Annotated in this window: 13 protein-coding genes and 1 pseudogene; 6 read left to right on the top strand and 8 right to left on the bottom strand. The window is 66.7% G+C overall.

Translation table 11 applies throughout. The features are described from left to right. The first annotated feature begins 31 nt into the window (after positions 1-31). Positions 32-553, top strand: a complete 522-nt coding sequence (locus AC1DW9_RS04340; protein WP_476776003.1) for a nuclear transport factor 2 family protein — start codon at positions 32-34, stop codon at positions 551-553. 55 nt (positions 554-608) lie between these two features. Here the strand turns inward: AC1DW9_RS04340 and AC1DW9_RS04335 are convergent, their stop codons facing one another. From AC1DW9_RS04335 to AC1DW9_RS04300, 8 genes and pseudogenes are all read right to left on the bottom strand, one after another. Continuing rightward, positions 609-1,523, bottom strand: a complete 915-nt coding sequence (locus AC1DW9_RS04335) for a LysR family transcriptional regulator (protein ID WP_441507334.1) — start codon at positions 1,521-1,523, stop codon at positions 609-611. Between the two features lie 9 nt (positions 1,524-1,532). Beyond that, positions 1,533-1,712 (bottom strand): annotated as a pseudogene (locus tag AC1DW9_RS04330) (YeiH family putative sulfate export transporter); the annotation flags it as partial. A 555-nt stretch (positions 1,713-2,267) separates the two neighbouring features. Continuing rightward, positions 2,268-2,975, bottom strand: a complete 708-nt coding sequence (locus AC1DW9_RS04325) for a L,D-transpeptidase family protein (protein WP_441507335.1) — start codon at positions 2,973-2,975, stop codon at positions 2,268-2,270. Between the two features lie 373 nt (positions 2,976-3,348). After that, positions 3,349-4,362: a proline racemase family protein gene (locus tag AC1DW9_RS04320; RefSeq protein WP_441491283.1), complete on the bottom strand. Its 1,014-nt coding sequence runs from the start codon at positions 4,360-4,362 to the stop codon at positions 3,349-3,351. Positions 4,363-4,398: 36 nt separating this feature from the next. After that, positions 4,399-5,184 (bottom strand): ABC transporter permease, encoded by a 786-nt coding sequence (locus tag AC1DW9_RS04315; RefSeq protein WP_441507337.1) that lies wholly within the window; start codon positions 5,182-5,184, stop codon positions 4,399-4,401. A gap of 1 nt (position 5,185) precedes the next feature. Continuing rightward, positions 5,186-6,019, bottom strand: coding sequence for an ABC transporter permease (locus AC1DW9_RS04310; protein WP_441491285.1), 834 nt, complete (start codon positions 6,017-6,019; stop codon positions 5,186-5,188). Continuing rightward, the gene (locus tag AC1DW9_RS04305) at positions 6,019-7,077 is read right to left on the bottom strand and encodes an ABC transporter ATP-binding protein (RefSeq protein WP_476776002.1); all 1,059 of its coding nucleotides are present in this window, start codon (positions 7,075-7,077) and stop codon (positions 6,019-6,021) included. The genes AC1DW9_RS04310 and AC1DW9_RS04305 overlap by 1 nt, the downstream gene beginning before the upstream one ends. Before the next feature lie 46 nt (positions 7,078-7,123). Next, positions 7,124-8,167 (bottom strand): ABC transporter substrate-binding protein, encoded by a 1,044-nt coding sequence (locus AC1DW9_RS04300; protein WP_476776001.1) that lies wholly within the window; start codon positions 8,165-8,167, stop codon positions 7,124-7,126. Positions 8,168-8,272: 105 nt separating this feature from the next. Between AC1DW9_RS04300 and AC1DW9_RS04295 the strand changes: the two genes are divergently transcribed. From AC1DW9_RS04295 to AC1DW9_RS04275, 5 genes are all read left to right on the top strand, one after another. Beyond that, entirely contained in the window at positions 8,273-9,292 is a 1,020-nt protein-coding gene (locus AC1DW9_RS04295; RefSeq protein WP_476776000.1) for a GlxA family transcriptional regulator, read from the top strand. A gap of 115 nt (positions 9,293-9,407) precedes the next feature. Next, the gene (locus AC1DW9_RS04290; RefSeq protein WP_441507342.1) at positions 9,408-9,818 is read left to right on the top strand and encodes an MbcA/ParS/Xre antitoxin family protein; all 411 of its coding nucleotides are present in this window, start codon (positions 9,408-9,410) and stop codon (positions 9,816-9,818) included. Continuing rightward, complete coding sequence (locus tag AC1DW9_RS04285) at positions 9,812-10,507, top strand: RES family NAD+ phosphorylase (protein ID WP_441507343.1); 696 nt, start codon at positions 9,812-9,814, stop codon at positions 10,505-10,507. Before AC1DW9_RS04290 ends, AC1DW9_RS04285 begins: the two co-directional genes overlap by 7 nt. Positions 10,508-11,014: 507 nt before the next feature. Beyond that, positions 11,015-12,592: a bifunctional aminoglycoside phosphotransferase/ATP-binding protein gene (locus AC1DW9_RS04280; RefSeq protein WP_476775999.1), complete on the top strand. Its 1,578-nt coding sequence runs from the start codon at positions 11,015-11,017 to the stop codon at positions 12,590-12,592. A gap of 499 nt (positions 12,593-13,091) precedes the next feature. Beyond that, positions 13,092-13,631, top strand: a complete 540-nt coding sequence (locus AC1DW9_RS04275) for a GNAT family N-acetyltransferase (protein WP_441507345.1) — start codon at positions 13,092-13,094, stop codon at positions 13,629-13,631. Positions 13,632-13,655: the final 24 nt, after the last annotated feature.

Raw genomic sequence — 13,655 nt, 5'->3', positions numbered from 1 at the left:
CCCAACCACCCTGAAGCGAAGGAGACGTTCAATGAACTCTGCTGCCCCATTCAATCGACCTGCGACCGCCGCCCGGCGCATCGGGCTTGCGGCCATCGTCGCCCTGGCCATCGCGCCGGCCATCGCCGCGCCGGCCCAGGCCGACACCGCACGCAACGAGACCATCGTGCGCGACGCGTTCCAGCGCTGGGCCGCCGGGGACAATGTCTTCCAGCAGCTGCTGGCCCCCGACATCGTCTGGACGATTCCGGGCTCCGGTTCCGTCGCGGGCACCTATCGCGGCATGACGGATTTCATTGAGCGGGCCTCCGTGCCGCTGGTCAGCCGCCTCGCGACCCCGCTCGTTCCCCAGGTCCGGCACATCTGGGCCGTCGGCGACCGGGTGATCGTCCGCTTCGACGCGACGGCCACGACGACTGGCGGACATCCCTATCGCAACCAGTTCGCCTGGTTGTTCCGGATGAAGGACGGCAAGGTCGCCGAGGCCGAGGCGTTCCTCGACCTCGTCGCCTACCAGCAGGTCGTCGACAACAATCAGCCACGCCAGCGCTGACGCTTCGGATGGAGCCGCCGGGCCGGCAGCGGTTCGGGCCGGGAGCGGTCTGGGATCAGATGCGCCCGCTGCCAGGTTCGGCCGCGCCGGCCTGCTCGCGCAGGAGCGACAGAAAGGCCTGCGCGGCCCGGCCGACATAGCGCTCCTTGTGCTGTAGGGCGTAGAAGCGGCGTCGCGGCACGGTCGCTGCGACCGCAACCAGTGACCCGGCCCGCAGCGCCGCCGCGACCACCAGGCGCGAGACCACGGTCGCCCCGGCACCGGCCTCCACCGCCGCCCTGACGGCTTCGTTCGAGGGCAATTCAAGCGCGATGTCGAGTTCCGCGAGGCTCCGGCCGTCGCGTGCCAGCAGGTCTTCGAACAGCCGGCGCGTGCCCGAGCCCGGCTCGCGCAGGACCCAGGGCGCCTCGGCGAAGGCCGCGCTTGCGAGCGCGGCTGCGCCGGCCCAGCGATGCCCGCGGGCGACGACCAGCACCATCTCGTCTTCGGCCACCGGCGAGATCGCCAGATGCGGGTCGTCGATCTCCCCCTCGACGATGCCGAGATCGGCGAGCCCGTCATGGACGGCCTGAGCGACAGTTTGCGTGTTGCCGATCGTCAGCGGCGTTTCGATGCCGGGATGGCGCGCCCTAAAGGCGTGCAGCAGCGGCGGCAGCCAGTAATTGGCGACGGTCTGGCTCGCGGCGAAGGCGAGCCGGCCGCGCTTCAGCCCGGCGAGATCGGCCAGCACGGCCTCGGCCGAGGCGGCGCGGGAGAGCACGGCGCGCGCCTCGGCCAGGAAGAGCCGGCCGGCATCGGTCAGCGTGATGCGCCGGCCGATGCGATCGAACAGTTTGACCGCATGGCGCGCTTCCAGGGCCGCGACCGCGGCGCTCGTCGCCGACTGGGTCAGGTTCAGCTCGGTCGCGGCTTTTGTGACATGTTCGCGCTCGGCGACCGCGACGAAGATCCTGAGCTGTTCGAGCGTCATCGCGATCCTTCACATCGTGAGCTTCATCCGCATCAGACTGAATGACGCGATGAAAGGAAAGGCCGCAAGGCCGAGCAGGAGAGGGCGCAGGCATTTGGCCCTGAGCTTGGCGATATCGGTCTCGAGCCCCATCGCGGCCAGCGCCATCGAGAGGAGGAAGGTGGTGGAAAGAACGATCAGCGACTTGGCTGGGCTTCGCACGCTGACGACGCGAGGCCGACCATGGCGACGTAATGATCGACGGAGACGATTGATCCCCGGCGCGAGGGCTTGCCGGGAGGCGCAGAGCCGTGCTCGGCGAGGGGCGAACGGAGGATGAAATCGGCTGAATGCAGGCGGCAGCGATCGCGGGTGTTCCAAGGTGAACGTGGTGCGCCGTCAGGGCCGATCTCTGGCGAGTTTCAACGGCGGCCTCTGTCGGATTGGAGACATGCGAGCGACGGGACATGTGTGGCGCCGAGCGGCCCGATGGGCTCGGCACCCATTTGCTGCGGCCGAGTCCGGCGCCATCGCCGCGACAGATGGCGCGAATGTGGGAGAACTGGCGCTCTGGCTGCAACCTGGTGCGATGCTCGCCTCCTTCCGGATTGGAGCCCGCACCTGGCGTATGCATTCACAGGCGGCGGCGAGCCGACGGGCTCAGTTCTTCTGGCAGTGGAAGCCTTCAGCGAAGGTAAGTTCCACCAATGCGCGCCGTCGCTGTTCTCGGGGCCGGGCGGCGCCTGGACCGGGGACTGACCGTTGCTATGCCGGCAGGACGACGACCTTCGTCTTGACCGGCGTACGCGAGTACAGGTGCATCATGTCCTGGCTGAGCAGGCCGACACAGCCGCTTGTGATGCCGTTCCCGATCGATTCGGGGTCGCTGGAGGCGTAGATCGTGTAGAGCGTGTAGGCGCCGTTCTGATAGAGATAGAGCGTGCGGGCGCCGAGCGGGTTTTCGAGGCCGCCGGGCATGCCGCGGGCGTATTTGGCCGCCTCGGGCTGGCGCTTGATCATCTCCTTGGGCGGTGTCCAGGTCGCCCATTCCGCCTTGCGCCCGATATAGGCGTCCCCGCTCCACCGGAACCCGTCGCGGCCGACATTGGCGCCATAGCGGGTGGCCGATCCGTCGTCCTCGACGCGGTAAACGTAGTAATTGCCGGGGTCGACGATAATCGTACCGGGCGCTTCCTTGGTCTCGTAGCGAACGGTCCGGCGATAATATTTCGGATCGACCTTGCTGACATCGACAGCCGGGATCGGGAATTTCTCTTCGGGCACCGGCCCGTAGATCTTGGCCGCCTCGGCGAGGCTCATGCCGTCGGTCGTGCAGCCGGCGAGTCCGAGCGCGCCGACGCCGGCGGCAGAACCGACCAGAAACGACCGGCGGTTGATAAGTCCCGTGCGACGCCCGATCAGAGCGATCTCGTCCATCTTGCCGGCATCGGCATTGCCACCGTCCATGATCATGATTTTGGACTTCCCATGTCTTGCTGCCCGACGAGAGAATACTCGGGCATACACCCGCTGAGCGTCTTCCTGAGCTAAGATTGCCGGGACATGGCCCGGCTGGCAAGCTCTGGCCTTTGTTGCACGGGGCTTGCCATGCACCAAGCCCGCTACCGTCCACGCTGTCTCGCAGGCTTACGTCGCGCTGGCTTCGACAAAAACGTGCAGGTCACGGCACCGCTCGGGTCAGCGGCGCCTCGGCTCATTCGCCCGGCATTTTGCGCATTCGGGCCGGGCGAGGGGCGCGCGGCTCTGGCGCGGGCCGGGGCCTTGCGGAGCCATGAAGCCGGTCGCGCCGGGACGGCCTGGCCTGGCTGTCCCGGCGCGATGCCGGTCAGGCGACGAGGAAGCCGGCGTCGACCGGATCGTCGCGGTTGATCGTCCAGCGTGCGGTGCCGAGCAACCCGGCGGTGCCCTTCACGGTCGGGCGCACGGCGCGCGTGCCGTTCAGGTTCGCCTCGCCGATCAGGCAGCCTTCGAAGGTTCCCGACCCGAGCAGCCCTTCCGAGCGGATCGGCTGGTGCAACGCGAGCAGGCCGCGCGCCTCATACATCGCCATCATCGCGCTCGTGCCGGTGCCGCCCGGCGAGCGGTCGAGCTGGCCGGCGGAGAAGACGTGGACGTTCTTGTAGAAAGCGCCCTCGATCGTCGGCTCGTGCCAGAAGGTCACGAAGTTGAAATTGTTGATGTGGCTCGACGCCGGGTGCTGGATGGCAACCTTCTGGCGCAGCTGCTCGCGGGCGATAATGCCGAGCCGGGAGAGCTCCGAGCCATTCTCCGGCGAGATCCGCAGCGAGGTGCCGCGCAGGTCGATGATGCCGAAATAATTGCCGCCCCAGACGATGTCGGCCTTGAGCTGGCCGATGCCCGGCAGGTCGAAGGGCACGTCCTGCGCCGCGACATAGGCCGGCACGTTCTCAAATCGGGTCCACAGCACGTCCGGCCCGTCATTGGCGACCTCGGCCGTCACCAGGCCGGCGGTGGTCTCGAAGCGGATCGTCGTGACGCCATTGGCGCCGCGCCGGACGAGCCCGAGCGCGACCATCGCCATGCCGACCGCGATCGTGCCGTGGCCGCACATATGGGAGTACTGCGTGCCGTCGATATAGATCAGGCCGGCATCGTAGTCCGGGCTCGACGGCGGCGTCAGGAACACGCCGAACATGTCCTTGTGCCCGCGCGGCTCGCGCATCAGCGCGCAGCGCAGCCAGTCGTAGTTCTCCTCGAGGAAGCGGCGCTTCTCCAGGATGTTCGAGCCGGCGGGATAGGGAATCCCGCTATGGATGATGCAGAGGGGCTCGCCCTCGGTATGGGTGTAGACGACGTCGAAGACATTCTGCTGGCGCATGTGCGGGCTCCTTGGGACTAAACGGGGTGGACGGGATCAGCGGCGCTCGGAGAGCACGTCGAGGCCGATGGTGAGGTCGAGCAGCACGATCACGATCGCGGCGACGATGATCGTCAGGCCGGAGACCGCCGCGATCATCGGGTCGATCGTGTACTGGACGTAGTTGAACAGCTTGACCGGGATCGTGGTCAGCTCGGCCGTGGTGTTGAAGATGCTGAGCTCGACATTGATGAAGGAGGCGATGAAAGCGAAGATCGCGCCGCTGACGAGCCCGCTGCGGATCTGCGGCAGCGTCACCAGGAAGAAGGTCGTCAGCGGCCTAGCCCCGAGATCGGCCGACGCCTCCTCCAGGCTGCGCTGCTCGTCGCTGAGCTGCGGCAGCACGGCGCGCAGGACGAAGGGCATGATGATCACGACATGCCCGACGAGCAGGGCCGTGAAGCTGCGCACCAGGCCGATCGCGCTGCCATATTGCAGCAGCGCCGCGCCGAGCACGACATGCGGCAGGATCAGCGGCGACATCAGGATTTCCGACAGCAGGCGGCGGCCGGGAAAGCGATAGCGAGCGATCGCGATCGCGGCGGGCACCGCCAGCACGACCGCGACGATGGTCGCGGCGATCGCGAGCAGCGTGCTGGTCATGAAGGCCGAGACGTAGGACGGGTCGCCCAGCATCTTGCCGTACCAGGCGAGGGTGAGCCCCTGCGGCGGGAAGGCGAGGAAGCTGGTCGTGGTCAGCGAGGCGCCGACCAGCACGACGAGCGGCAGGGCGAGATAGGCGAGTGCCGCAAGGGAGATGATCCTGACGAGGTGCGTGACCATTTCAGGCTCTCCTCGGCTCGCTGAGGCGCCCGGCGAGCGTGACGAGCACCAGCGTCAGCACCAGCATGGTGATGCTGAGCGCGCCGCCATAGTTGAAGTCGAAGACCGAGCTGTATTGCTGGAAGATCAGCATGGAGAAGACGGTGATCCGCCCGCCGCTGAGCAGCGCCGGCGTGACATAAGCGCTGACCGCCAGCATGAAGACCATGACCGCGCCGGCCATCAGCCCGGGCAGGCTGAGCGGGAAGGTGATCGTCCAGAAGGTGCCGGCCGGCGTCGCGCCGAGATCGGCGGAGGCGTGTTCGAGCGCCGGATCGACCTTGGCGAGCGCGTTGCCGACCGCCAGCACGATGAAGGGCAGCAGGATGTAGACGAGGCCGATCAGGATGCCGAGCTCGGTGCCGAGGAAGCGCATCGGCCGCTCGATCAGGCCCAGCCCGATCAGGCCGTCATTGACGAGGCCGTTGCGGCCGAGCAGCACCATCCAGCCGAAGGAGCGCACGATATTGCTGGTGAACAGCGGCACGATGAGCAGGATGACGCAGAACCGGCGCCAGGGCCGCCAGCGCACCACGCGCACGAGATACCAGGCGAGCGGATAGCCGATCACGACTGAGACGAGCGTGGTCAGCGCGCCGATCCGGAAGGTCACCCACAGCACGTCCCAGTGATAGCTGTCGGCGAGGATGCGCAGGTAATGCGCGAAGGTCAGGTGACCATCCGGCGTGGTCAGGCTCGCGATCAGGACGACCGCCATCGGCGCCAGGAAGAAGGCGACGAAGAACGCCGCCGGCAGGGCGCAAAGCAGCACGACCGTGCGCAGCCTCCCGCTCATCACGCGTCCACCGGCACGAGGCTGAGATCGCCGGGGCGGATCGTGGCGAAGACCGGCTGGCCCGGCGCGAGGCCCGCCAGCGCCGACGGCGCGAGCCTGGCCGTCAGGACGGTGCCGCCGACCAAGACCGTGACGAGGGCATGGCTGCCGACATGGGTGATCTCGGAGAGCACGGCCGGCAGGGAGAGGCGATCGGCGACGGGCTCCGGCGCAATGAGGATATCCTCGGGCCGCAGCACGCCGGTTAGCGCGCCTTGCGGAGCGTCGCAGGCGGGACGGATGATCGCGCCGTCCAGAAGGGACAGGCTGCCGTCGCCGCGCCGCTCGACCTGGAGCAGGTTGGCATCGCCGATGAAGTCGGCGGCGAAGCGGCTCGCCGGCCGGGCATAGATGTCCTGGCCGCGGCCGATCTGCTCGATGCGGCCGCGGTTCATCAGCACGATCCGGTCGGCCATGCTCATCGCCTCGTCCTGGTCATGCGTCACGAACAGGAAGGCGATGCCGAGCCGGTGCTGGATCTGCTTGAGCTCGCCCTGGACCTTCTTGCGCAGCTTCAGGTCGAGCGCGCTCAGCGGCTCGTCGAGCAGCAGCAGCTGAGGCCGGTTGACGATGGCGCGCGCCAGCGCCACGCGCTGCTGCTGGCCGCCGGAGAGCTGGGCCGGCAGGCGCTCGCCGAAGCCGGCGAGGCCGACGAGCTCCAGCGCCTCGGTGCTGCGCTGGGTTGCCTCGCCCTTCGGCGTGCCCTGCCGGCGCGGCCCATAGGCGACATTTTCCAGGACGCTCATATGCGGGAAGAGCGCGTAGTTCTGGAACACCGTGTTGAGCGGGCGGCGATAGGGCGGCAGCCGTGTCACATCCTCGCCGGCGAGCCTGACCGTGCCGGCCTCCGGCGTCAGGAAGCCGGCGATGCAGCGCAGCAGCGTGGTCTTGCCGCAACCCGACGGGCCGAGCAGCGCGATGAACTCGCCCTGCTCGACAGAGAGGTCGATCTCCGTCAGGGCCGCGTGCCCGCCGAAATGCTTGGACAGGCCGTCGATGGCAAGGATGGGGGTGCTCATGCTGCGGCTCGTGGTGCTCGTGCCCGGTCGTTCGCGCGCAGGTCGTTCACTTGCGCGCGATCTCGCGGTTCCAGGCGTCGACGACGCCTGAACGCAGCGCGTTGATCTCCGTCCAGTCGAAGAGCTGCAGGGTCTTGACCGAGCCGGTCTCGCCCCAGGGCAGCTTGCGCGCGGTCTCGGGCTTGACGACGACGTTCTTCACGGACGGGCCGAGATAGAGCTTCTCGGCGAGGCAGCCGGAGGCTTCGGGCGTCAGCGCCTGGTTGATGAATTTCGCAGCCGCGTCCTTCTTCGGCGTGCCCTTCACCAGATGGAGCCGGGCATCGGTTGCCCAGGCGCCTTCCTTGGGCACGACGAAGCCGATAGGCAGGCCCTTGTCGGCAAGGTCCCAGGCGCCGACGTTGAAATGCGCGCCGATGATCGCTTCGCCGCTCTGGTAGGCATTGGTCGCGGCGCCCGAGGAATCGAAGAACAGGGCGGCCTTGAGCTCCTTGATCTTCTTGAAGGTCGGGGCGAGGTCGCCGGGAGTGCCACCCCAGATCTTCGAGAGGAACATGACGAAGGGCACGCCCGCCGAATTCGCGGGGGAGGGGATGGTGACGGCATCCTCGAATTCCGGCTTCCAGAGGTCGTTCCACGATGTCGGGGCGGCCTTGACCTTCTGGGTGTTGTAGGTGAGCCCGAGCGAGTAATAGCCGGTGCCGACTGCATAGGTGGTCGAACCGCTCTTGTAGATGGCCTCGGGCAGCGTGTTGGCGAGATTGGGGATCGCTGCGGCGTCGAGTGTGTCGGTCACCTCCGCGGCGAGCGCCAGCTCGCTGATGCCGCCATCCATCCAGGCGACGTCGATGGTGGGAGCCGCCTTCTGCTGCTGCAGCTTCGACAGGGTGACGGTCGAGGTGCCGATCTCCGCCTTCACGGCGATGCCGGTCGCCTTGGTGAAGGGTTCGGCGACGCAGGCGCGGAAGGCGTCACCCCAGTTGCCGCCATACCAGGCGACGGTGATCGAGGCGGGTTGCTGGGCCAGCGCCGGCGCGGTCAGCAGGGTGGTCGCGAGCATGGCGCTCGCCAGCCGGACGGGTCTGTTCATCGTCGTTCTCCTCTGCCTGAGCGTCTTCGCGCTTCTACGATCATGGTGGGCGCGGCGCACGAAAGGCACTAGAATTCGCCGGCCGGAAATTTGAATAATCACGACATGAACACAGCGCAGTTTCCGCCATCGGCAAGCGAGCGGCCGCAATCCGCGCCCATTCCCGTTTCGCGCCTGCGGATCGGCTTCGTCCTGCTCGACCAGTTCACGCTCGCCGCTTTCTCCGGCCTGATCGATGTGCTGCGGCTGGCGGCGGACCATGGCGGCCGCAGTCGCCAGCTGCATGCGAGCTGGACCGTGATGAGCCTCGACGGAGAGCCGCGACGCTCGAGCTGCGGTGTCTCGGTTGCACCGAATGCGGCCCTGCTCGATCCGGCCGGGTTCGACTATGTCGCCGTCTGCGGCGGCAACGACTATCTCAACGACGCCTTGCCCGAGAGCCTGCTCGACTATCTCAGGCGGGCGGCGGCGTCGGGCGCGCGCCTGCTGGGCATCTGCACCGGCACGTTTGCGATCGCCAGGGCAGGGCTGGTCGGTCCGCGCCGGGTCTGCGTGCACTGGAACGTGCTGGATGCCTTCAAGCAGCGCTTTCCCAGGGTTTCGGCAGGGGTGGAACGGCTTTTCATCGACGAGGGCGACCTGATCACCTGCGCCGGCTCGACGGCCGCGATCGATCTCGGCCTCTATCTCGTCGCGCGCCATTGCGGCCGGGACAAGGCCCAGCAGGCGATGCGCCACATGATGCTGCAGGACATGCGGCCGGCCGAGATGCCGCAGCCGCATTTCTACGCGCAGATCGGCTCCCATCTCGACGTCCGGGTTCAGCAGGCCGCGCAATTCATCGAACAGCGCCTCGACAATCCCCCGCCGATCGCCGCGGTTGCGCGCTATGTCGGCGTCAGCCCGCGCCAGCTCGAGCGCCTGTTCGGCACGTCGCTGGGCCAGAGTCCCGCGGCGTTCCAGCGCAAGCTGCGGCTGGACTATGCGCGCTGGCTGATCCTGAACAGCAAGCGCTCGCTCACCGACATCGCCATGGGCGCGGGCTTTGCCGACAGCGCCCATCTCTCGCGCGACTTCAAGGCGAGCTTCGGGGAATCGCCGCGCACGCTCCGGCAGAAGGGCTAGCGCGGCCGACCGGTACCTGTCGTCTTCAGACCTGAGGCAGCATCAGCGGCCGAAGCGGGGCGGATATTGCCATTTGGCATAAGTATCCTTATTTTATGCCGAAGTGAGGTGCGCCATGCTTGTCGAGATCCCCCGGACTGTTGCGACCCCGGCGGTGCCGGAGATTACGGTCGAGGAGGCTGCCGCGGCCGCCCGGGCGGTGATCAGGCTCTTCGAAAAATGGGGCCTGACCGACGCCGTCGCGCGCGAGATCCTGGGCGGGCTTTCCGCCCGGACCTATGCCCGCTGGAAGGCAGGGGACCATGGCCGGATCGACCGGGACCTGGCCACCCGCCTGTCCCTGCTGATGGGCATCCACAAGGGCCTGCGCACGCTCTTCACCGACCCTGAGCGCGGCTATGCCTGGGTCGGCAAGCCGAACGACGCCTTTGGCGGCCGGGCCCCGGTCGAGATCATGGCGCAGGGCGACATCTTCTCGCTGGCCCGGGTGCGCTCCTATCTCGATGCCGAGCGTGGTGGTTGGTGAGCGAGGCCGCGCCCGTCATCCGCGTCCACTGGCTCAGGGCCTACCGGATCATCCGCTCGATCTATCCGCCGATCGACCTGTTCGAGGACATCGCCGACCCGAGCGACTGGGAGGCGCTGGCCTCGATCGAGTCGAAGACCAACCCACGGATCTGGGAGCAGATCGGCCGGCTCGATCTCGTTCCGCCGGCGCGACGTGTCGCTGGACATGGGGCGAGCTACCTGATGGCGCCCTTCGTCCATATCAGCACGGATCGGCCAGGCCGGTTCACCGACGGCACCTGGGGCGTCTATTCCGCCGGCCAGAGCGATGAAGTCGCGATCCGCGAGGTCGCGCATCACCATGGCCGGGCGATGGCGGCGAGCCGGGAGGAGAGCGGCTGGACCTCACAGTTCCGCGTGCTGATCAACCAGGTCGATCTCGACCTGCATGATGTCCGGGCCCGGAGCGAGTTGCACGACGCGGACGACTATTCCGCCTCCCAGGCCCTCGCGCGGCAGATGCGGGCGGCGGGATCGAACGGGTTTTTGTACCTGAGCGTGCGCTGCCCCGGCGCAGAGTGCATCGCGATCTTCTGGCCCGACCTGATCCCGATCCCGGTGCAGGGCGACCATTACGACTTCCACTGGGACGGCGCCCGCGTTGACAGGGTGCGGAACTGCCGGACAGGGACGATCCTGGCGCTGTAGCCGAAGAAGCGGACTCAAGTCCTTGGCCGGTCACGCTTTCTTTCCGAGAGGATCGATCACGGAATGGTCGCCGGCGGCGTTCGCGTCAGCGCGAGATGATTTCGCGAACAAGGCTGACGAAGCCCCGAAGATGCAGCCAGAACGCGATGGTGGGCTTCCGGTCCAGCTCGGCTGCGACCTGGGTTGCAGGATCCCTGCGAAGGGCCCGCCAGAAGGACCTCAACCTGGCATTCCAGCGGGACACGCTTCCTTCGGTCATGGCGGCGGTTCTGCGCGATATGAGCTTCGGTCCGCAGAATGGCGCAAAACCATCAGCTGTCCTTGATCCGGATCAAGTCGAACGCCGACAGGGCTGGGGCCGGCCGAGGTCGGCGCCCGCAGGTCCGTTCGGCGCCATTCCAAGAATCGCCCGAGACTGCGCGCGCGGCGGGCAGGAAAACTTGATGGAAATCAATGCTGTGTTGCGAAACAGGAGGATGATGGCGTCCAGGGTTCGGAGCCTCAACCATGCAGACCCCCGGTCAGAACGAGACGATCTCCTTTCTGACGTCGCCGAATGCCTTCGGCTGCGAGGCGGCGGAGATGGTTTCCACCCATATCTCGTTCGTTCTGCTGATCGGCTCGCGGGCCCTCAAGCTGAAGCGCTCCGTCAAACTGCCCTATATCGATCTGTCGACGCCGCAATTGCGGCTGGCGATGTGCGAGCATGAGCTGGTGCTGAACCGCCGGACGGCGCCGGATCTGTATCGCATGGTTCATCGCGTCACCCGCGAGCCTGACGGAAGCCTGGCCTTGAACGGCCAGGGAGAACTGGTCGACGCGGTCGTGGAGATGAAACGCTTCGACGACAGCTTCCTGTTCGACCGCATGGCCGAGAGAGGAGGGCTCACCGCGGCCATCTCGGCCGATCTCGGCGGCGACATCGCCCGGTTCCACCGCTCGGCGCCCGTCTCGACGGATGGCGAGGGCGCCAGGCGGATGGAGCGCGTGCTCGCGGTCAACGAGCGTGCCTTCGCCAGCGCGGACATCCTGCCTTGCCGCGAGGTCGAGGCGGTCACCGCAGCCTGCCGCGAGGCGTTGGCGCGCCATGCCGGATTGCTCGACCAGAGGGCGGGCGATGGCAAGGTCCGGCGTGGGCATGGCGATCTGCACCTGCGCAATATCTGCCTGATCGACGGAAAGCCGCTGCTCTTCGATTGTCTGGAGTTCGACGAGGATCTCGCCACGGCGGATATCCTCTACGACCTCGCCTTCGTTCTGATGGATCTCTGGCACCGCAAGCTCGAAAGCCTCGCCAATGTCCTGTTCAATCGCTATCTCGACACGATTGGCGATGAAACCGGCCTGCGCCTGCTGCCCTTCCTGATGGCGGTGAGAGCGGCCGTTCGGGCTCATGTCACCGCGATCGACAGCGGCAAGGCGGCCGCCGCGAGGATGTCCGAAGCCCAGGCCTATCTCCAGCTTTGCCGCGACCTCCTGAAGCCAAGGCCGGCCATCCTCGTCGCGATCGGCGGCTATTCGGGCTCGGGGAAATCGACGCTCGCCGCCAGGCTCGCATCGAGCCTCGGGCCCGTTCCGGGCGCTCGCATCGCTGCGAGCGACCGCATCCGGAAACACATGCACGGCGTCGCGCCCGAGACGCGGTTGCCCTCCAGCGCCTATGCCGATGACGTCTCCACCCGGACCTATCGCGCGATGGCGGAGCTTGCCGGGAGCATGATTGTGCAGGGCCATGCCGCGATCGCCGACGCCGTCTTCGACCGTCGGGTCGAACGGGAGCGGATCGAGGAGACGGCGCGACATGTCGGTGTGCCGTTTCGGGGGCTCTGGCTTGATGCTCCGGCCCAGATGCTGGTCGAGCGTGTCGCGGCGCGGCGCGGCGACGTATCGGATGCCACGCCGGAGGTCGTCATGGCCCAGCTCGCGCGGCGGGGTGCTGCGAGCGACTGGACGAGAATTGCCGCCGGGGAAGACACCGGCGTCGTCACTGCTGCCGCTCTGACCGCGATCGGCTCGCAAGCCGTGGCGCAGGCGATCTGGCCGGCTGCGGGCTTCAGCCGGCAGGAGAGGGGCCAGGTCAAGTGAACAGGATCGAGACAGGGGACTGCCATGGCGAAATCCATCGCCATCGTGCCGGGGCTCCCGGACTCTGCGCCTGGACGTCACTGCGAGCGCAGACGGCAGGCTATGCGGCAGGGACCGATGCGGCCGGGCACCACGTCGCGACGATCAGGCAGACGGTCGCAAAGGCCTCCAAGGGCTGAGCAAGTGACCGGGCCCGAGGCGTGCCAGGCTCCTCGCCTGCAGACAGGACGCCCGAAGCTCGCGACGGATCTGAATAAAAGTGCTCTGCGAGCGTCCCCTGGCAGCGTCGTCGACAATTGTCAGTGATCCAGTTGTCAGAGATCGAAGAGCCGTGTACGCGGCAGCCTGTTCAGCGATTATCAGGGAGGCGCGCGATGGTCAGACTGTTTGCTAAATCAGCGCTCGCTGGTGTCGGGATTCGCTTCAAGCGCTAATTCCTGCCGCGGCGAGCATCGCCGGGATCGTGTCGCCAACACCACATCTGCGCTCTGGCGCATCGTTGGCCACCCATATCCACCATCTCAAGATGGGTGCGAATCTAAGTGCATCGCAGGAATATGCCATGTTGAAAGAAGAAAGGCAGCATTTCGCTGCCGAAATGCGTTCTGTCGCCGTAGAGAAGCTTTGCGTTGAGGAACACGACTGTGTTCTTTCATTGCGCGTGCACGCCAACCAGGCGTCGTTCGTAGCCAGCAATAGTGATTCACTCGAAGAGGCAGAAGACAATCCTGCCTGCGTGCCGCTCATTATTCGAGCGGCGGGTGAACCGGTTGGTTTTGCCATGTACGCTTTGGATGAGGACGATGGAAAATACTGGATCTATCGCCTCATGGTCGACGAGCGCTTTCAGGGCAAGGGTTACGGGCGGGCTGCTCTCACGCAGATCCTCAATACCCTTGCAGAGTTGCCGGACTGCCCATGCGTCATTCTAGGTGTGAAACCGGAGAACAAGCAGGCGCGCAGGCTTTATGAAGGCGTTGGATTTCGCATCACTGGCGATGTCATCGACGGTGAGATCGTGATGAAATACGACATCTGACCTGCAACGGCCGGCGGCTGCGAA

This window comes from Allobosea sp. P4_E12, from assembly GCF_056401655.1.
The sequence above is the reverse complement of the archived record's forward strand: the minus strand, read 5'-3'. Positions and strand labels throughout refer to the sequence as shown.

What these genes read in the sequence shown, in the direction of transcription:
- AC1DW9_RS04315 (WP_441507337.1), bottom strand. Translation starts at nt 5,184, where the DNA reads ATGGTCACGCACCTCGTCAGGATCATCTCCCTTGCGGCACTCGCCTAT.
- AC1DW9_RS04290 (WP_441507342.1), top strand. Translation starts at nt 9,408, where the DNA reads ATGCTTGTCGAGATCCCCCGGACTGTTGCGACCCCGGCGGTGCCGGAG.
- AC1DW9_RS04280 (WP_476775999.1), top strand. Translation starts at nt 11,015, where the DNA reads ATGCAGACCCCCGGTCAGAACGAGACGATCTCCTTTCTGACGTCGCCG.
- AC1DW9_RS04300 (WP_476776001.1), bottom strand. Translation starts at nt 8,167, where the DNA reads ATGAACAGACCCGTCCGGCTGGCGAGCGCCATGCTCGCGACCACCCTG.
- AC1DW9_RS04340 (WP_476776003.1), top strand. Translation starts at nt 32, where the DNA reads ATGAACTCTGCTGCCCCATTCAATCGACCTGCGACCGCCGCCCGGCGC.
- AC1DW9_RS04305 (WP_476776002.1), bottom strand. Translation starts at nt 7,077, where the DNA reads ATGAGCACCCCCATCCTTGCCATCGACGGCCTGTCCAAGCATTTCGGC.
- AC1DW9_RS04325 (WP_441507335.1), bottom strand. Translation starts at nt 2,975, where the DNA reads ATGATCATGGACGGTGGCAATGCCGATGCCGGCAAGATGGACGAGATC.
- AC1DW9_RS04320 (WP_441491283.1), bottom strand. Translation starts at nt 4,362, where the DNA reads ATGCGCCAGCAGAATGTCTTCGACGTCGTCTACACCCATACCGAGGGC.
- AC1DW9_RS04310 (WP_441491285.1), bottom strand. Translation starts at nt 6,019, where the DNA reads ATGAGCGGGAGGCTGCGCACGGTCGTGCTGCTTTGCGCCCTGCCGGCG.
- AC1DW9_RS04335 (WP_441507334.1), bottom strand. Translation starts at nt 1,523, where the DNA reads ATGACGCTCGAACAGCTCAGGATCTTCGTCGCGGTCGCCGAGCGCGAA.
- AC1DW9_RS04295 (WP_476776000.1), top strand. Translation starts at nt 8,273, where the DNA reads ATGAACACAGCGCAGTTTCCGCCATCGGCAAGCGAGCGGCCGCAATCC.